This is a genomic window from Streptomyces sp. NPDC087215 (assembly GCF_044744885.1).
Taxonomy (GTDB): Bacteria; Actinomycetota; Actinomycetes; order Streptomycetales; family Streptomycetaceae; genus Streptomyces.
This window is the reverse complement of sequence record NZ_JBIUZD010000011.1, coordinates 135325-150225: the sequence shown is the minus strand read 5'-3', so window position 1 is coordinate 150225 and position 14901 is coordinate 135325. Positions and strand designations below refer to the sequence as shown.

Genomic DNA, 14901 nt, shown 5'->3' with positions numbered 1-14901 from the left:
GTCACTCCTCGGTGTCTCGGGTGGGGGATTCCGGTGCGTTCCCGGTCGCGGTGCCGGTGCCGGTGCTTGAGCCGGTGCCGGTCGCTCAGAACGTGGTGCCGCGCGCCTTCTCGCTGATCAGCCGGTGGAGGCGGTCGGCCATGGCGACGGCGAAGGAGGGGTCGTTGACGTGGGCGTCGAGCTCGTGGACGCGGACCTCGCCGCCCCGGACGGCGGCGCGGAGCGCGTCCAGACCGGCCCGGTCCGCCTGCGGGTCCTCGAACGGCCCGTCGGCCACGTCCACGGCGGAGAGGCCGCGCAGGGGCCAGAAGACCTCGGCCGGGCCCCGGGCGGTGCGCAGTTTGCGGCCCATCGCGGTGCCGAGTTCGGCCATCTCGCCGGGGGTGGTGCGCATCAGGGTCACGGTGGCGTTGTGGACGAGCAGCCGCCGCTCGGCGAACCGCTCGGGCACGGTCGCGGCGGGACCGAAGTTGACCATGTCGAGGGCTCCGGGGGCGACGACCTGGGGAACGCCCATCATTCCGGCGGCGGTGAGCCTGGCCGGGCCCGCGCTGAGCACTCCGCCGACGAGTTCGTCGGCGAGTTCGGTGGTGGTGAGGTCGAGGACGCCGTCGAGCATCCCGTCCTTGGCGAGCTTCTCGACCGCCCGGCCGCCCGCGCCGGTGGCGTGGAAGACGAGGACCTCGTAGCCGAGTTCGGCGAGCCGGGTGCGGGCGACGTCGACGGCCGGGGTCGTCACGCCGAACATGGTGGCGGCCACGACCGGCCGCCCCCGGCCCGCGGGCTCGTCGTGGTTGCGCTCGTGGCGGCGGGCCATTCCGGCGGCCGCGGCGGCGGCGTTGCCGAGGACCTGGCAGGAGACGGAGTTCAGTCCGGAGATGTCGACGACGCTGTACATCAGGGTGAGGTCGCTGCTGTCGACGTACGGGGAGACGTCTCCCCCGGCCATCGTGCTGACGAGCACCTTCGGTACGCCGATGGGCAGGGCCCGCATGGCCTGTGCGGCGATGGCGGAGCCGCCGCTGCCCGCGGCGGCGAGCACGGCGTGGAGGCGGCCCTTGCGGTAGAGGTCGACGACGACCCGGGTGAGGCCCTGGGCCATCGCGGCGACGGCCGCGCCCCGGTCGCCCGCAGCCCTCAGCGCGGCGAGGTCGTGGCCCCCGGCCCGTGCGACGACGTCGGCGGAGACGTCGGGCACCGGCGCGTGGGCGGGCGGCGGCATGATCCCGGTGTCGACGAGGAGGACGTCGCTGCCGTACTCCCTGAGCCGCTCGCGCAGCCAGGCGTACTCCTCGCCCTTGGTGTCCAGTGTGCCGACCAGCACGACGGTCGCCATGACCTCACCCATCTCCCTGTCCCTGTCCGGTCCTCCGGATCCCCGGCCCGGTCCCGCCCTGTCGATCATCCGCCGGGGGTCCCGGGGCGACAACGACCAGTCGGGCAGGATTGGCCTGCGTCTTCGCGCACCATGGATGTCATGGCCAGGATTTCTTCGACCCGTTTGTCCCGACTTCTCACCGGTTGGTCGTCGGAGGGGCCGGGGCCGCTGCCCCGGCGGCTCGCGGACGCCCTGCGGGAGCTGGCCGAGCGGGGGGACGTGGCGGGCGGCACCGTCCTGCCCTCGCAGCGGGAGCTGGCCCTGGTGCTCGGGGTGAGCCGGTCCACCGTGACGGCCGCCTACGGGCTCCTGGAGGACGCGGGCCGGCTGGAGAGCGTGCGGGGCAGCGGTTCGCGGCTGCGGGGCTCCGGGGCGCCCGACGGGTATGTGACCGAGGGCAGGCTCGTGAGCTTCGACGCCCGTTCGCGCGCCGCCGACGGCACGGGCACGGCCGATCTGTCGAGCGGGGCGCTGCCGGGGCTCGGCGCGGTGGGCGAGGAGGTGGCCGCGCTGACCCGTGACGACCTCGGCGGGCTCCTCGGCGAGGACGGTTACCACCCGTACGGTCTTCCGGCGCTGCGGGAGGGGATCGCCGCCCACTACCGGGCGGCGGGGGTGCCGACCGAGGCGGCGCAGATCCTGGTGACGGCGGGTTCGCAGCAGGCGGTGTGGCTGGTGGCGCAGGCCCTCGTGGAGCCCGGGGACACGGTGGTCGTGGAGGATCCGACCTACCGGGGCGCCCTGGAGGCACTGCGCGCGCGGGGCGCCCGGCTGGTCCCGGTGGGCGGGGACGGACCGGGCGGGGAGGGGGCGGACGGCTCCGGTCCTGCGGCGCTGCGGCGGCTCGTCGGGCACGCGCGGCCCCGGCTGGTGTACCTCCAGCCGACGGTGCACAACCCGACCGGGCGGAGTCTGGACGGGGCCGCGCGCCGGGAGTGGCGCCGGGTCCTGGCGGACCTGGAACTGTTCGCGGTCGAGGACATGGCCTGCGCCGAACTCGCGCTGGGGCCGGACGGGGCCGGTGGGATCCCGGCGGCGGACGGGTCGCCGGGGCCGGGAACCGGACTCCGAGGGGCCGGACTCCAGGGCGCGGGACTCCAGGACACCGGGCTCAAGGACTCCGGGCTCCAGGACTCCGGGCTCCAGGGCCCCGGACTGCCGTGGGAGGGGGCCGGGGCCGAGGAGGTTCCGGTGCCGCTCGTGGCGGAGCTGCCGATGGGTTCGACGGTGACCGTGGGCACCCTGTCGAAGTTGTTCTGGGGCGGTCTGCGGGTGGGCTGGGTCCGTGCGTCGCCGCAGGTGGTGTCACGGCTCGCGCAGATCAAGACCTCGGTGGACCTGTCGTGTTCGGTGGTGGACCAGCTCCTCGCCGTACGGCTCCTGGACCGGCTCCCGGAGGCACGCGCGCACCGCCGGGCCGCGCTGCGGGAGCAGCGGGACGCGGCGGAGGCGCTGCTGCGGACGTGGGCGCCGCACTGGGAGTGGACCCGGCCGGCGGGCGGGCCCGCGCTCTGGGTACGGGTCCCGGGGACCGACACGGAGGCGCTCGCCCAGCTGGCCCGCAGGCACGGCGTGTCGGTGGTGCCCGGCTCCGCGTTCTCCCCGGTGGACGGCTTCCGGGACCGGCTCCGGCTGCCGTACGCGCGGGGGACGGACGCCCTGGCGGCGGCCCTGCCGGTGCTTCTGGAGTGCGCGGAGCGGGCGCGCGGGTGAGGGGCGGGCTCCGCGCGCGTGGGTCGTCCCCGGCGACGCGCGCGGAGCGGGCAGGGGACGCAGCTCCCCGGCCCCGCTCCCCGGCCCCGCCCTCGGCGCCAGAGGCGCGCGGAAGGCCGTCAGGGGTGCATACGGGCGCCCTTGAGGACCTTGTCGACGGCGTTGCGGGGTCCGTACACGGCGAGGCCCGCGAGGTCGAGGTCCGCCGTGGCCACCGCGCGGACGGCGGCCCGGTTGTCGCGGTCGTTGCCGGTGGTGAAGAGGTCCGTCGTGAACAGGGCGGTGGGGAGCGCGCGGGAGAGCGCGCGGCCGTGCGCCGTCACCAGGGTCTTCCCGCTGCCTTCGAAGACCAGGACGGGCTGACGGAACATCGGGAGGTACGGGGTGTCGTCGGCGTCCGCGTACGGTTCGCCGATCACCTCGGGCAGCAGGGTGCCGAGCCCGCTCACCAGGAAGGCGGTCACGTTCAGCCGCTGCCAGGTCTCCAGGTCCTCCCGCAGCAGGACGGCGATCTTGGTGTCGAAGCGCACGGGCGCGTGGTCGGTGGTGTTCATGCCCCGAGGCTGCCGGTGACGGCCCCGGGGCGTCTTGTACATTCCTTGCATGGTGGCGGGGCAGCGGGTCGTGGCATGGCGTCCCCGCGTCCCCGGGGTGGTGGAGGTGTTCCACGCCCGGTTCACGGAGCACGCGTATCCGATGCACGTCCACGACGTGTGGACGCTGCTGATCGTCGACGACGGCGCGGTCCGGTACGACCTGGACCGGCGCGAGCACGGCACGCCGGGCGACACCGTGTCGCTGCTGCCGCCGCAGGTCCCGCACAACGGCTCCCCCGCGACCGCCCACGGCTTCCGCAAGCGGGTCCTGTACCTGGATCCGACGCAGCTCGACGAGGGCCTGATCGGCGCCGCCGTCGACTCCCCCGACCTGGTCGACCCGCTGTTGCGCCGCCGTGTCGGGCAGTTGCACACCGCGCTGACGGAACCGGGCGACGAGTTCGAGGCGCAGTGCCGTCTCGCCCTGGTCCGCGAACGGCTGGGCGACCATCTGCGGCCCGGCGCCGCCACGCGCGCGCGTGAGACCGTTCCGGGGGTGGCGCACGCTCTGCGGGAGCTGCTCGACGCCCGGCTGTTCCAGGGGGTGCCCCTGGAGGAGGCGGCGGGGCTGCTGGGCGCCCATCCCACCCATCTCGTACGGGCGTTCAGCCGGGCTTTCGGCATCGCCCCGCACCAGTATCTGACGGCCCGGCGCCTGGACCGGGCACGGCGGCTGCTGCTCGACGGGATGCCGCCGGGGGAGGTCGCGGCGACCACCGGTTTCTACGACCAGTCGCATCTGAACCGCTCGTTCAAACGGCTCGTGGGCACGACTCCCGGGCGGTTCGCGGGCGGGCGCGGCGGGGCGGTCAGGCCGGAGGGGCCTTCCGGAGGGAACGTGTCAGACCCCGGTGGGCGCGGACCAGGACGGCGGCGGTCGTGAGGAGGACCACGTCGAGCAGCGCGACGGAGGCGAGCGGGGGCAGCCGGACGGCGGCCACCCCCACGACGACGAGGACGGCGGCCCCGGCGAGCCGTTCGGCCCAGGCTCCGCCGACCGTGGTGCGGAAGTACCAGGCCGTCGTGACGAGGTAGAGCGCGGGCCCGCCGAAGAGGAGCAGGGCGATCTCGGTGGAACCGTGGCCGGTGGGGTGGGCGATGGCCAGTTCGCTGCCGACGGCGAGGGCGACGAGCGCGGCCAGGACGAGATAGGCGCTGTTCACGCCGAGACGGAGCGCCCGCACCGGGTCGGGGGTGGTGGCCAGGACCGTACGGACGACGTCCTCGCCACCGCCGAAGTAGGCGGCCCACAGACAGACCAGGGCCACGAACACGCCCGCGGTCGCGAGCACGCTGGGCGCGTCGACCGGGGCGTCGGTCATCGCCCGGCCCGCGGTGAGGACGGTCTCGCCGAGCAGGATGATGAAGAGCAGCCGGAGGCGTTCGAGCATGTGACCGGCGTCGAAGACGAATTCCCGGCTGCGGAGGGTGCGGCCCGGCAGCGGGTGGGCGAGCCAGGTCCCGGTGACGTCCACGAGGGCGGCGGCGGCCCACCACCACAACCGGGGCCCCGGGCCGACCGCCGCGCCGACGACCCACAGCGGGGCGGAGCAGGAGACCCAGACCAGGGTGCGGCGGAAGTGCTCGCGCTGCGCCTCCGTACGGGCGACGGCGGCCGTCACGGCGACGGCGAGGAACTGGATCAGCAGCAGGGGGACGACGAAGGCCGGGGCGTGGTCGCCGAAGGCGTTCGGGATCTCGGCGTTCATGAAGAGGCCGAGGCCCATCACGACGACGATCATCCACCGGGTGACGACCCGGTCGACGTCGAGGAGGGTGGCCTCGTAGCTGGTGAAGGTCCAGGTGCCGAAGACGGCGGCCAGGAGGACCGCGGTCTCCGCCGCGCCCCGCGCGGTGAGGTGTTCCAGGAGGTGGTGGGAGAGCTGGGAGACCGCGAAGACGAAGACCAGGTCGTAGAACAGTTCCAGCGGCGACACTTCCCGCCGCGGTGCCAGTGGTCGGGGCGCGCTGCTCATGACCGGCTCCTCCTGGGGACGGCGGTGCGGTCCCCGCTCGCGGCGGACGGGGACGGCGGTACGGTCCCCATTCGCGGCCGGACGGGGTCCACGGCCGCGCGGGCGGCGGCGGGACGTATGTGTGCCCGGCCGTCGGCCCCTCGTAACCGGTCGGACCGCGATCGGGACGACCGAGACCATCACCCCGACCGCCGTCGGACTCTCCCCGGTCGGTCCTGGAGCGGCCCGTCGAGCCCCGGGAAGGCGCTGCGCGGTGGGAGCGGCGCGAGGGAAAAAAGCATTGGCCTCTGATCGGGGGCCGGGCGACCATGGCTCCGTGAAACCGTTGAAGATCGTCGCGGGCGACGCGACCGACCCCCAGGCGAAGGGGCCGAAGATCATCGCCCATATCTGCAACGACCTCGGCGGATGGGGCAAGGGATTCGTCCTGGCGCTCTCGCGTCACTGGCCCGGACCGGAGCGCGAGTACCGGCGCTGGCACCGCGAACGCGCGGGTGACGACTTCGCCCTCGGAGCAGTGCGGATGGTCCGCGTCCGGTCCGACATCCGGGTCGCGAACATGGTCGCGCAGCGCGGGACGAAGACGGGAAGCAGCGGTCCGCCGATACGGTACGACGCCGTCGAACGCTGCCTCCAAACCCTCGCCGAGCACGCCCTCGCCGACGGGGCCTCCGTCCACATGCCCCGCATCGGCTGCGGCCTCGCCGGCGGCAAGTGGGAACGCGTCGAGCCGATCATCAGCAGATCCCTGAGTGCCCGCGACATCGCCGTCACCGTCTACGACCACGCATGAGACCGCCGTTCCGTCCGGCCTCGGAGCAGCGGAGCCGCTGTCGGCTGTCGTGAGGTGACGAGTGGCTCCCTGTAGCCGTCGGGGAGGCGGCGGATCTGGTCGGGGGCTGGACGCCGCTGGAGGCGGACCGGGGAACGGCTCAGGACCTCGGGCCTCGGGCCTGGGCCCTCTCGCCCCTCCTGCCCGGTCCGGACCCGGACCCGGCCCCAGACCCCGGCTCAGCTCCTGGCCCCGGTGCGGCCCTCCGTACGGCCCCGGTCCCGGCTTCCGGCCTCCGGTTCCGGCCTCCGGTTCCGGCCTCCGGGAACATTTCCCACCCCTCGTTCGTCATACCCCCCAAGGGTATGCAGAGGAGAGTTCATGACCACGAGAAGACTGACCGCGCTCACCCCCGAGCAGGCGCCGGGCCGGGCCGGGGAGCTGTTGGCCGACATCGTCGGGCGGCACGGCTCCGCCGGGGAGATGGTGTCGACGATGGCGCACTCGCCCGCGCTGCTCGACGGCTATCTGAGCCTGTCGCGGGCGATGAAGCGGGTGAAGATCCCCCGCGCGCTGAGCGAGAAGCTGTCGCTCGCGGTCCAGGAGTGGATCGGCTGCGGCACCTGCCGGGAGGCGCACCGGGCCGCCGGTCTCGCGGCGGGGCTCACCGAGACCGATGTCGAGCTCGCCCGTCAGGGCACGTCGAAGGACCCCCGGGAGGCGGCGCTGATCGCGCTCGCCCTCCGCGTCCTCGCCGAGCCGGGCTCCCTCACCGACGAGGACGTCGCCGAGGTGCGGGCGCACGGCTGGAGCGACCGGGTGATCGCGGAAGTGGTCGGGGTGGTGACGCTGAACCTCCTGACCGGAGCGTTCAACCTGTTGGCGGGCATCCAGCCGGACCGGCGGGCCGAGGACGGCGAGAGCAGCGAGAACGACTGACATCCCCGACCGTCGGCCCGACCCCTGCGGACCGGGCGCACCGGTCCGTACGGCCGCCACCGGCCACCCGGCGCACGGCCACCCAGCCCACGGCAGCCAGGTCCGCGACCGGCCCGTCCGGCACCCACCCGGCGCCCGGCCGCTCAGTCCACGGCGGGCGGCCCGAAGGTGACGTCGGCGGCGGCGACGGTGACCTCCGCGTCGCTTCCCAGCGCGTACGCCGCCACCCGCGAGGCGACGGCCGCAGGAACGGCTTCGCAGACCCCCGGTACCGCCGGGACGTCCTGGGTGGCGTGGGCGTCGAACGGTACGACGACCCGGTAGCCCCGCTCCAGCGCCGTGCGGGCCGTGGCCTGGACGCACATCTCCGACATCACTCCGCAGACGGCGACCGACCGGACCCCGGCGCCGGAGAGGACCGCGCCGAGCGGGGTCTCCCGGAAGCCGTCGTCGAAGGGCTTGCGGACGACCACCTCCGTGGGGCCCGGCTCGACGGGGTGGTGCAGCTCCCAGCCGGGCGTGTGCGGCTCGTCCTCCGCGCCGGGCGGCCCGTCGTTCTGCAGATGCACGACGAACGCCCCCTCCTTCCGGGCCCGTGCCAGCAGCTCGGCCGTGCGGTCGACGAGCAGGGCGGCGTCCGGTACGGCTCCGGGTCCGGTCACGAAGGCGGACTGGACGTCCACGACGAGCAGGGCGTCCACCGGGGACGGGCGGGCGGCGGAAGGCGGGGACGAAGGCGCGGTCATCCCGCCATCATCGGAGCGGACCTCCCCCGACGCCACGGGTTTTCGTCCGGCACGCGACGGCGTCCGGTGCCCCCGCCCCTACGGGACGGGGCTCGTCACGCCGGGGGCGGCGGACAGGGCGTCCGGGAGTTCGTCCGGCAGCCCGGTCTGCGGGGACAACAGGTCGCCCAGCGCGGCGAGGCGGATCAGCCGCAGGATCGACGGCTGGTCGCACACGAGCCGCCAGTCCGCCCCGCTCCGGCGCACGCACCCGGCGCAGTGGGCCAGGAGGCCGAGCCCGGTCGCGTCGCAGAAGGTGAGACCGCGAATGTCGAGCGTCAGGGCTTCGGACTCCCTGACGAGGGCGTCCAGCTCGGGACGCAGGTGCCGGACCAGGACGAGGTCCAGCTCGCCCCGGAGGGCGGCGACGGTGGTGCCGTCGGCCGAACGGACGACGAGGTAAGGGTCATGACGGGGGATCAGTTGCATCGGGCGCTCCACAGGGTGGCTCCATGTGTCGCTCCGAGCGTGGCCGCCCCTCTTCCGGAAGGGACGTTTCGCCTCGACCGCTATCACCTGAATCGGTGAATGCCTGGACGGTTCTCCCTCGTACAGGTACCCGAAGGGCGTATAGGTACGCGAGGTGCGCGCCCCCCACCTCCGCGTCCACACCCCCGCCTCCGCACTCGCCGGACCGGCGGGCGGACCCGGCTCGGACGCCCGCGCCCGCCAGGGTGCCCAGGAGCGGGCGCCCCCTCGGACCAGCGGCATCCCGGGCGGTGACGGTGACGGGTTCCGCCGGATCGGCCCCGGCCGCCCGGCGCGTCCGGCCGGTGGGATCAACGGGGGCGCCGTCGGCCTCGAAGCGGATGCGGCGGCGCGGGTGCCCGAGGCCCCTCGGTGAGCTGCCGGAGGGCTTACGGGTGGAGGGCCCGGGGCCCTCAGACGTACGCCGTCCGTCCGTCGAGGGGTCCGCCCGGCCCACTGATCGGGCGGCGGAGAGCAGCGCAATTGGTCCCGGGTGGTCCGGGGTCCGGGGGTCCGGCATCCGGCGGGTGCAATCGGCCCGGAGGCCGGGGCGGGAGGCGGCGAGCGCGTCGAGTCCCGCGCGGAACAGCGCCTCGTCCGGAGACCAGCGGGGCGCGGCCCCGCCGCGCCGGAGGGTCACGGCGGGGCGGTGGGGCCCGCGCCATCCAGGCCATCCGGGTCCGGGTCATCCGGGTCGTCCGGGTCGTCCGGGTCGTCCGTGCCGATCACGACGGCGTCGAAGTCTGCGCCGCCCACCGTGCGGGACCGGCATTCGCGCCGGTGGCCGCGCCCGTACCACCGGCCGTGGCCGTACCTGTGGCCGGGGACGGGTCCGCAGCCGCGCCCGCGCCCGTGCCGGTGACCGTGACCGTCTCCGCCCCGGCAGTCGCCACCCCACCCGTCTCCGCCGCCACCGCCTCCGCGCTGATGCGGTCGAACTGCGCGCCCATCGCGGCGGCGAGCGCCTGGGCGGCGGAGAGCGGCCGGACCATGACCGTGAAGTCGTCGATCCGGCCGTCCTCGTCGAAGTGGAGGAAGTCGCAGCCGTGGATCCGCTTGCCGTCGACCTCGGCGGTGAAGACGAGCGCGCGGTCCCGGCCGTCCGCGCCCGCGATCTCGCGGACGTACCGGAAGTCGGTGAGGACGCGGATCACCCCGCGCAGGATCGCGGCGGTGAGGGCCCTGCCCCGGTACGGGCGGAACGCCACGGGGCTGGTGAAGACGACGTCCTCCGCGAGCATCGCCTCGACGGCGGCGTGGTCGCGCTTCTCGACGGCCTGACGGAACGGGTGCGTCACAGAGACTCCATACTCAATTTATTGAATAGGTGCACTCGCAGCTAACCCCATGGCGACCGACCGCGTCCAGGGCGCGGACATCCCGGCCCGCGACCCGCCCGGCCCAGGAACACCCCTCCCCGAGCCCGACCAGGCCCGGCCCGCCCCCGATCAGACCCCCGGCTCCGCCCGGCGCCGCAGCGGCGGCCAGGACAGCGTGGCCCACGCCCGCAGCAGCCATTCGAGCGGGCCGTACCGGTGACCCCGCAGCCACCACCGGGCGGCGACGGCCTGGACGGCGAAGAGCGCGAGGGCGACCGCGAGGACCTCGGACGGCGACAGCCGGCCCGTCAGCCCGGCCCCGTACCCCGTGAACAGCAGGGCGCAGACCAGGGACTGGGTGAGATAGCCGGTCAGGGTCACACTGCCGACCGGTCCGAGGGCGGCCACCACGCTCCGCCCGAACCGCCCCCGGGCGAGCCGGAGCACGGTGACGGCGTACGCGGCGGTGAGCAGCGGCGCGGTCACGACGTCCACACCGAGCGCGAGAATCTGGTAGGCGCCTCCCGGGCGGACCAGGCTCGCGTGCGCGTACACGACGGCGCCGAGGAGTCCGACCGTGAATCCCGCCCACTGGAGCCGGACCAGGGTCCGCCGGTGCCGGTCGAGGTCCGCCATCACACGGCGGCGTCCGGCGGCGAGACCGAGGAGGAAGGCTGCGAGGGCGGCCGGGGCCTGGAAGAAGACCAGCAGGTAGACGACGTCGGGCAGTTGCGACAGATGTTCCCGGACCACCTCCCCGGGGCTGCCGCGCAGCGCCTCCGTCGTCCGCGCGGCCTCGGCGGCGGCACCCGGGTCGACGCCGCCGGTGCCCGTGAGGTGCACGCCGAGCGCGAGCAGGGCGTAGAGGGCGGCGGTGGCCGCCAGGAGCACCACGGCGGTACGGATCGCGGTGCGGGGCGCGATCCCCCGCACCGCGAACAGGACCAGGCCGAGGACGGCGTACGTGGTGAGGATGTCGCCCGGGAACAGCAGGACCGCGTGGAGCGCGCCGAGGACGAACAGTCCGGCCAGGCGCCGCAGGAAGCGCGGCCCGAAGCGGGCTCCGCTCCGTGCGGCGGAGTCCAGTTGGAGCGTGAAGGCGTAGCCGAACAGGAACGAGAACAGCAGGAAGAACTTGGCCTCGAAGAACACCGCCACCAGCCATCCGGCCGCGTCGTCGAGGGGCGCGCCGAAGGCGGGGTCCTCGGCTCCCGAGCCGTGGTGGGCGGAGGCCAGATAGCCGATGTTGACGACGAGGACGCCGAGCAGGGCGAAGCCGCGCAGGGCGTCGACGTGCGCGAGCCGCCCGCGGGTGGTGGCACCGGCGGCCGGGCCCGTTCCCGTACTGGTGGCGGCCTTCCGGGTGATGGCGTCCGGGGGCGCCGTTCCCGGCCCTTCGGCCTTCGTGGTCTCCATGACCCTCCCCTAAAACTATCGAATAAGAAACGCTCGTATCGAGAATGAACGTATTACTATCGATAGCGCAAGTCGACGAGGAGGAGGGCCATGAACACGGAGCCGGTGGTGTGCCGGGAAGTCCCCGAGGGGAGCGAGGCGCGGGTCGCCGCGCTGTACTGGGAGGCGTTCGGGCGCAAGCTCGGCGCCGCCCTCGGCCCGCCCGACAGGGCCCGCGCCTTCCTCGCGGAGCATCTCCACCGCGACCGGGGCGTCACCGTGCTCGTGGACGGCGAGGTCGCCGGAGTGGCGGGCTACCAGCTCGGCGGGCGCGGTCTGACGGGCGGCGGCGCCTCGGACGTCCTCGCCGCCTACGGGGTCCTGAGCGGACTGCGGCGGCTGGCCCTCCTGGCGCTCATGGAGCGCCGCCCCGCCGCACGGGAACTGGTGATGGACGGGATCGCCGTCGCCGCCGGACACCGGGGCGAGGGCCTAGGCGGCCGTCTGCTGCGGGAGGTCGCGGCGGTCGCCGCCGAGGCCGGGTGCCGCCGGATCCGGCTCGACGTCATCGACGTCAACCCCCGGGCGCGCGCCCTCTACGAGCGGCACGGCTTCACCGGCGTCCGCACCGAGCGCACCCCGTACCTGCGGGATCTGATGGGTTTCGGCGCGGTCACGACCATGCACCGGCCCGTCACCCCGTCCGACGCCCGCCCGCACGGGCGGACCCCCGACTCCCGGGAGCCCCGATGAAGAGCACGAGCGCGGCGGACGACTCAGGGGAGCCTGTGAAGACCACGGCCGTCGCGGACGGCTCCGGAAAGCCGACCCGGACCACGACCGTCGCGGACGACTCCGGAAAGCCGACCCGGACCACGGTCGTCGCGGACGGCCCCGGAAAGCCGACCCGGACCACGGCCACGGCGGACGGCTCCGGGGCGCCGACCGGGACCACGGCCGCGACGGACGGCGGCGGGAAGCCGGTGCGGCCCCCGACCGCCGTGCCGGAGGAGGGCGGCGCCTCGGACGCCGTCCCGACCCGCACCCTCGTGCACGCCCTCGTCCGCACGGACGGCACCGTCGACGCCGGGGAGCTGTACCAGGTCGCGGGGCTGCTCTCGATGACCGACCAGCAGGTCAGGCTCTGCGTCAAGCGCCTGGTCGCCGAGGGCCTGTTCACCCAGGAGGGGCGCGGTCGCAGGGCCGTCCTGCGCGCGGTCGCCGAACCCTCGGGGCCGCTCGCCCCCGACGTCTCCTCCGTGCGGCTCGCCTACCGCCAGGACCAGGGGCTCGCCCCGTGGGACGGCGTCTGGCACCTTTTCGCGTTCGCCGTGCCCGAGTCCGCGCGGGCGGCCAGGGACGCGCTCCGCGACGCCCTGCTCGGTCTCGGCGCCGCGCCCCTCCAGGGCGGGCTGTACGTCACCCCCCACCCGGTCGAACCGCTCGTCGAACAGCGGGCGGGGCAGCTCGGCGTGGCCTCCCAGCTCGCCTGCCTCACCAGCACCGACCTGAGGATCGGGGCCCCGGCGGAGCCCCGGGAGCTGGCGGCGGCACTGTGGCCGCTGGACGGGATCGCCGCCCGGTACGGAGAGCTGGCCGCCGCCGCCCGAGACTGCCTGGACCGGCTCGAAGGACCCGAACCGCCTACGGGGCCGGAACGGCTGATGCTGGCCGTCCGGCTCGCCGCCGTCTTCACCCGCGCCATGCGGCCCGATCCGCTGCTGCCCCCGGAGCTGCTGCCCCGGCCCTGGCCCGGCGCACGGGCACGGGAGCTCTTCTCCACCGCCTGGGCCGCCCTCACGACGGCGGCGGAGCGGGACCCCGGCCCCTCCTCGCCCCGCCTGTTCGCGCTGTACGAGGAGCTCACCGGGCGGACGGCGCCGGAAGCCTGACCCGGCGGACGCCGACCCGGACAGGGGCCCGCCGGGGTCGCGGGACACGGGCGGCGGCCCCCGGAAACCGGAGGACCGGAAAACCAGAAACCGGAGAAGAGGGAAAGGGGACCGGCCCCGCGCACGGGACCGGACTCGGGGGGCGAGTCCGTGCGTCCGTGGGCGGGGCCGGAGAGAGCGGGCCGGGAAGTCCGGGGCGGAGGCGCCCCGGGCGTGGATCAGCCCGCGTGCCGGGCCATCCACTCCTCGACCTCGTCCGAGGAGCGCGGCAGACCCGCCGACAGGTTCTCGTTGCCGTCCTCGGTGACCAGCAGGTCGTCCTCGATGCGGACGCCGATGCCGCGCCACTCCTGCGGCACGGTGAGGTCGTCGGGCTGGAAGTAGAGACCCGGCTCGACGGTGAGGAGCATTCCCGGTTCGAGGACGCCGTCGACGTACTCCTCGTTGCGGGCGTGCGCGCAGTCGTGGACGTCGAGACCGAGCATGTGCCCGGTGCCCGCCATGGTGAAGCGGCGCTGGAGACCCAGCTCGTACGCGCGCTCGGCGGGGCCCTCTATGAAGCCCCACTCGACGAGCCGGCCCGCGAGGTGACGCTGCGAGGCCTCGTGGAAGTCGCGGTAGGCGGCGCCGGGCTTGACGGCGGCGATGCCCGCCTCCTGGGCCTCGTACACCGCGTCGTACACCGCGCGCTGCACCTCGGTGAAGGTGCCGCTGATGGGGAGGGTGCGGGTGACGTCGGCGGTGTAGAGCGAGTGGGTCTCCACGCCCGCGTCGAGGAGGAGGAGTTCGCCGGGCCGGACCGGGCCGTCGTTGGAGGTCCAGTGCATGATCGTGGCGTGGTCGCCCGCGGCGCAGATCGAGCCGTAGCCGAGGGCGTTGCCCTCCAGACGGGCGCGGCGGAAGAAGGTGCCCTCGATCCAGCGCTCGGAGGTGGCGACGGCGGTGGAGAGGTCGGCGACGCAGTCGGTGAAGCCGCGGACGGTGGAGTCCACCGCCTTGCGCATCTCGCCGATCTCCCAGGCGTCCTTGACGAGCCGCAGGTCGGAGAGCGCCTCCTCCAGTGCGTCGTCGCGGTCCTCGTCGGTGGTGACGGCGGCTTCGAGCCTCGGGTCGTGGCCGCGCACGATACGGGTGGGGACCCCGGGGGCGGCGGCCAGGTCATCGGCGGCGGCGCGGACGTCCCGGCAGGGCAGGCCCAGGACGACCTCGGCCTCGCGGAGGGTGCGGCGGCGGCCCATCCACAGTTCGGCGGTGGCGCCGAGCCAGAACTCGTCGTTGTCGCGGCTGTCGCGGGGCAGCTGGTAGCAGTAGGCGTCGTGGCCGCCGTCGGCGCGGGGTTCGAGGACGAGGGCGCCGTCGCGGGCCTGGTCGCCGGTGAGGTGGACGTAGCCGGTGTACGGACGGAACGGGTACGTGTCGTCGTTGGAGCGGGTCTTCAGATTGCCCGAGGGGATCACCAGGCGCTCGCCGGGGAAGCGAGCGGAGAGCGCGGCGCGGCGCGCGGCCGCGTACGGGGACTGCTCGGCGGGCTCCAGATCGTGCTGCTCGGTGTCCGCCCACCCCGTCCTCATGAGGCTGGAGAGTTCCTCGGAGACGCCTTCGTAGAGGCCGTTCTTGCGACCCTTCGCCACGTCCTGCACCTTCTTCCGGATGAGTTCCTGGGCCGCC

14 protein-coding genes and 1 pseudogene are annotated in these 14901 nt (G+C 74.6%); 7 read left to right on the top strand and 8 right to left on the bottom strand.

Annotated elements, in window-relative coordinates; genetic code table 11:
* Window positions 1-85: 85 nt before the first annotated feature.
* Window positions 86-1336 (bottom strand): Tm-1-like ATP-binding domain-containing protein, encoded by a 1251-nt coding sequence (locus ACIO92_RS25530; protein WP_366442605.1) that lies wholly within the window; start codon window positions 1334-1336, stop codon window positions 86-88.
* Window positions 1337-1477: 141 nt separating this feature from the next.
* Here ACIO92_RS25530 and ACIO92_RS25525 point away from each other — a divergent pair, with 141 nt between their 5' ends.
* Window positions 1478-3091 (top strand): PLP-dependent aminotransferase family protein, encoded by a 1614-nt coding sequence (locus tag ACIO92_RS25525; protein ID WP_402058934.1) that lies wholly within the window; start codon window positions 1478-1480, stop codon window positions 3089-3091.
* Between the two features lie 119 nt (window positions 3092-3210).
* Here the strand turns inward: ACIO92_RS25525 and ACIO92_RS25520 are convergent, their stop codons facing one another.
* Window positions 3211-3645, bottom strand: a complete 435-nt coding sequence (locus tag ACIO92_RS25520) for a DUF2000 domain-containing protein (protein WP_366442607.1) — start codon at window positions 3643-3645, stop codon at window positions 3211-3213.
* Between the two features lie 49 nt (window positions 3646-3694).
* On the opposite strand from ACIO92_RS25520, the gene ACIO92_RS25515 reads away from it, so the two are divergent.
* Window positions 3695-4570 carry an AraC family transcriptional regulator gene (locus ACIO92_RS25515; RefSeq protein ID WP_366442608.1) on the top strand — a complete coding sequence of 292 codons (876 nt, stop codon included), beginning with the start codon at window positions 3695-3697 and terminating at the stop codon, window positions 4568-4570.
* On the opposite strand, the gene ACIO92_RS25510 is transcribed toward ACIO92_RS25515, so the two are convergent.
* Window positions 4497-5663 (bottom strand): low temperature requirement protein A, encoded by a 1167-nt coding sequence (locus tag ACIO92_RS25510; RefSeq protein WP_366442609.1) that lies wholly within the window; start codon window positions 5661-5663, stop codon window positions 4497-4499. The genes ACIO92_RS25515 and ACIO92_RS25510 overlap by 74 nt on opposite strands.
* A gap of 316 nt (window positions 5664-5979) precedes the next feature.
* Between ACIO92_RS25510 and ACIO92_RS25505 the strand changes: the two genes are divergently transcribed.
* Both ACIO92_RS25505 and ACIO92_RS25500 read left to right on the top strand, forming a co-directional pair.
* The gene (locus ACIO92_RS25505; RefSeq protein ID WP_402282938.1) at window positions 5980-6456 is read left to right on the top strand and encodes a macro domain-containing protein; all 477 of its coding nucleotides are present in this window, start codon (window positions 5980-5982) and stop codon (window positions 6454-6456) included.
* Window positions 6457-6816: 360 nt separating this feature from the next.
* On the top strand, window positions 6817-7374 hold the full coding sequence (locus tag ACIO92_RS25500; RefSeq protein ID WP_366442611.1) for an alkylhydroperoxidase: 558 nt from the start codon (window positions 6817-6819) through the stop codon (window positions 7372-7374).
* A gap of 143 nt (window positions 7375-7517) precedes the next feature.
* Here the strand turns inward: ACIO92_RS25500 and ACIO92_RS25495 are convergent, their stop codons facing one another.
* Both ACIO92_RS25495 and ACIO92_RS25490 read right to left on the bottom strand, forming a co-directional pair.
* Complete coding sequence (locus ACIO92_RS25495; protein WP_401238849.1) at window positions 7518-8120, bottom strand: isochorismatase family protein; 603 nt, start codon at window positions 8118-8120, stop codon at window positions 7518-7520.
* A 78-nt stretch (window positions 8121-8198) separates the two neighbouring features.
* Entirely contained in the window at window positions 8199-8588 is a 390-nt protein-coding gene (locus ACIO92_RS25490; protein ID WP_366442613.1) for an STAS domain-containing protein, read from the bottom strand.
* Window positions 8589-8742: 154 nt separating this feature from the next.
* On the opposite strand from ACIO92_RS25490, the gene ACIO92_RS25485 reads away from it, so the two are divergent.
* Window positions 8743-9003 (top strand): hypothetical protein, encoded by a 261-nt coding sequence (locus ACIO92_RS25485; RefSeq protein ID WP_402282940.1) that lies wholly within the window; start codon window positions 8743-8745, stop codon window positions 9001-9003.
* 538 nt (window positions 9004-9541) lie between these two features.
* On the opposite strand, the pseudogene ACIO92_RS25480 reads toward ACIO92_RS25485, so the two are convergent.
* Both ACIO92_RS25480 and ACIO92_RS25475 read right to left on the bottom strand, forming a co-directional pair.
* Window positions 9542-9925: pseudogene (locus ACIO92_RS25480) on the bottom strand (nuclear transport factor 2 family protein); the annotation flags it as partial.
* Window positions 9926-10075: 150 nt separating this feature from the next.
* Entirely contained in the window at window positions 10076-11362 is a 1287-nt protein-coding gene (locus ACIO92_RS25475; protein WP_402282941.1) for a DUF418 domain-containing protein, read from the bottom strand.
* Window positions 11363-11452: 90 nt separating this feature from the next.
* Between ACIO92_RS25475 and ACIO92_RS25470 the strand changes: the two genes are divergently transcribed.
* Entirely contained in the window at window positions 11453-12094 is a 642-nt protein-coding gene (locus ACIO92_RS25470) for a GNAT family N-acetyltransferase (RefSeq protein WP_401238842.1), read from the top strand.
* A complete protein-coding gene (locus tag ACIO92_RS25465) occupies window positions 12091-13233 on the top strand; it encodes a PaaX family transcriptional regulator C-terminal domain-containing protein (RefSeq protein ID WP_402058925.1) in 1143 nt (380 codons plus the stop codon). The genes ACIO92_RS25470 and ACIO92_RS25465 overlap by 4 nt, the downstream gene beginning before the upstream one ends.
* 218 nt (window positions 13234-13451) lie before the next feature.
* On the opposite strand, the gene ACIO92_RS25460 is transcribed toward ACIO92_RS25465, so the two are convergent.
* Window positions 13452-14864: an aminopeptidase P family protein gene (locus tag ACIO92_RS25460; protein ID WP_366442617.1), complete on the bottom strand. Its 1413-nt coding sequence runs from the start codon at window positions 14862-14864 to the stop codon at window positions 13452-13454.
* Window positions 14865-14901: the final 37 nt, after the last annotated feature.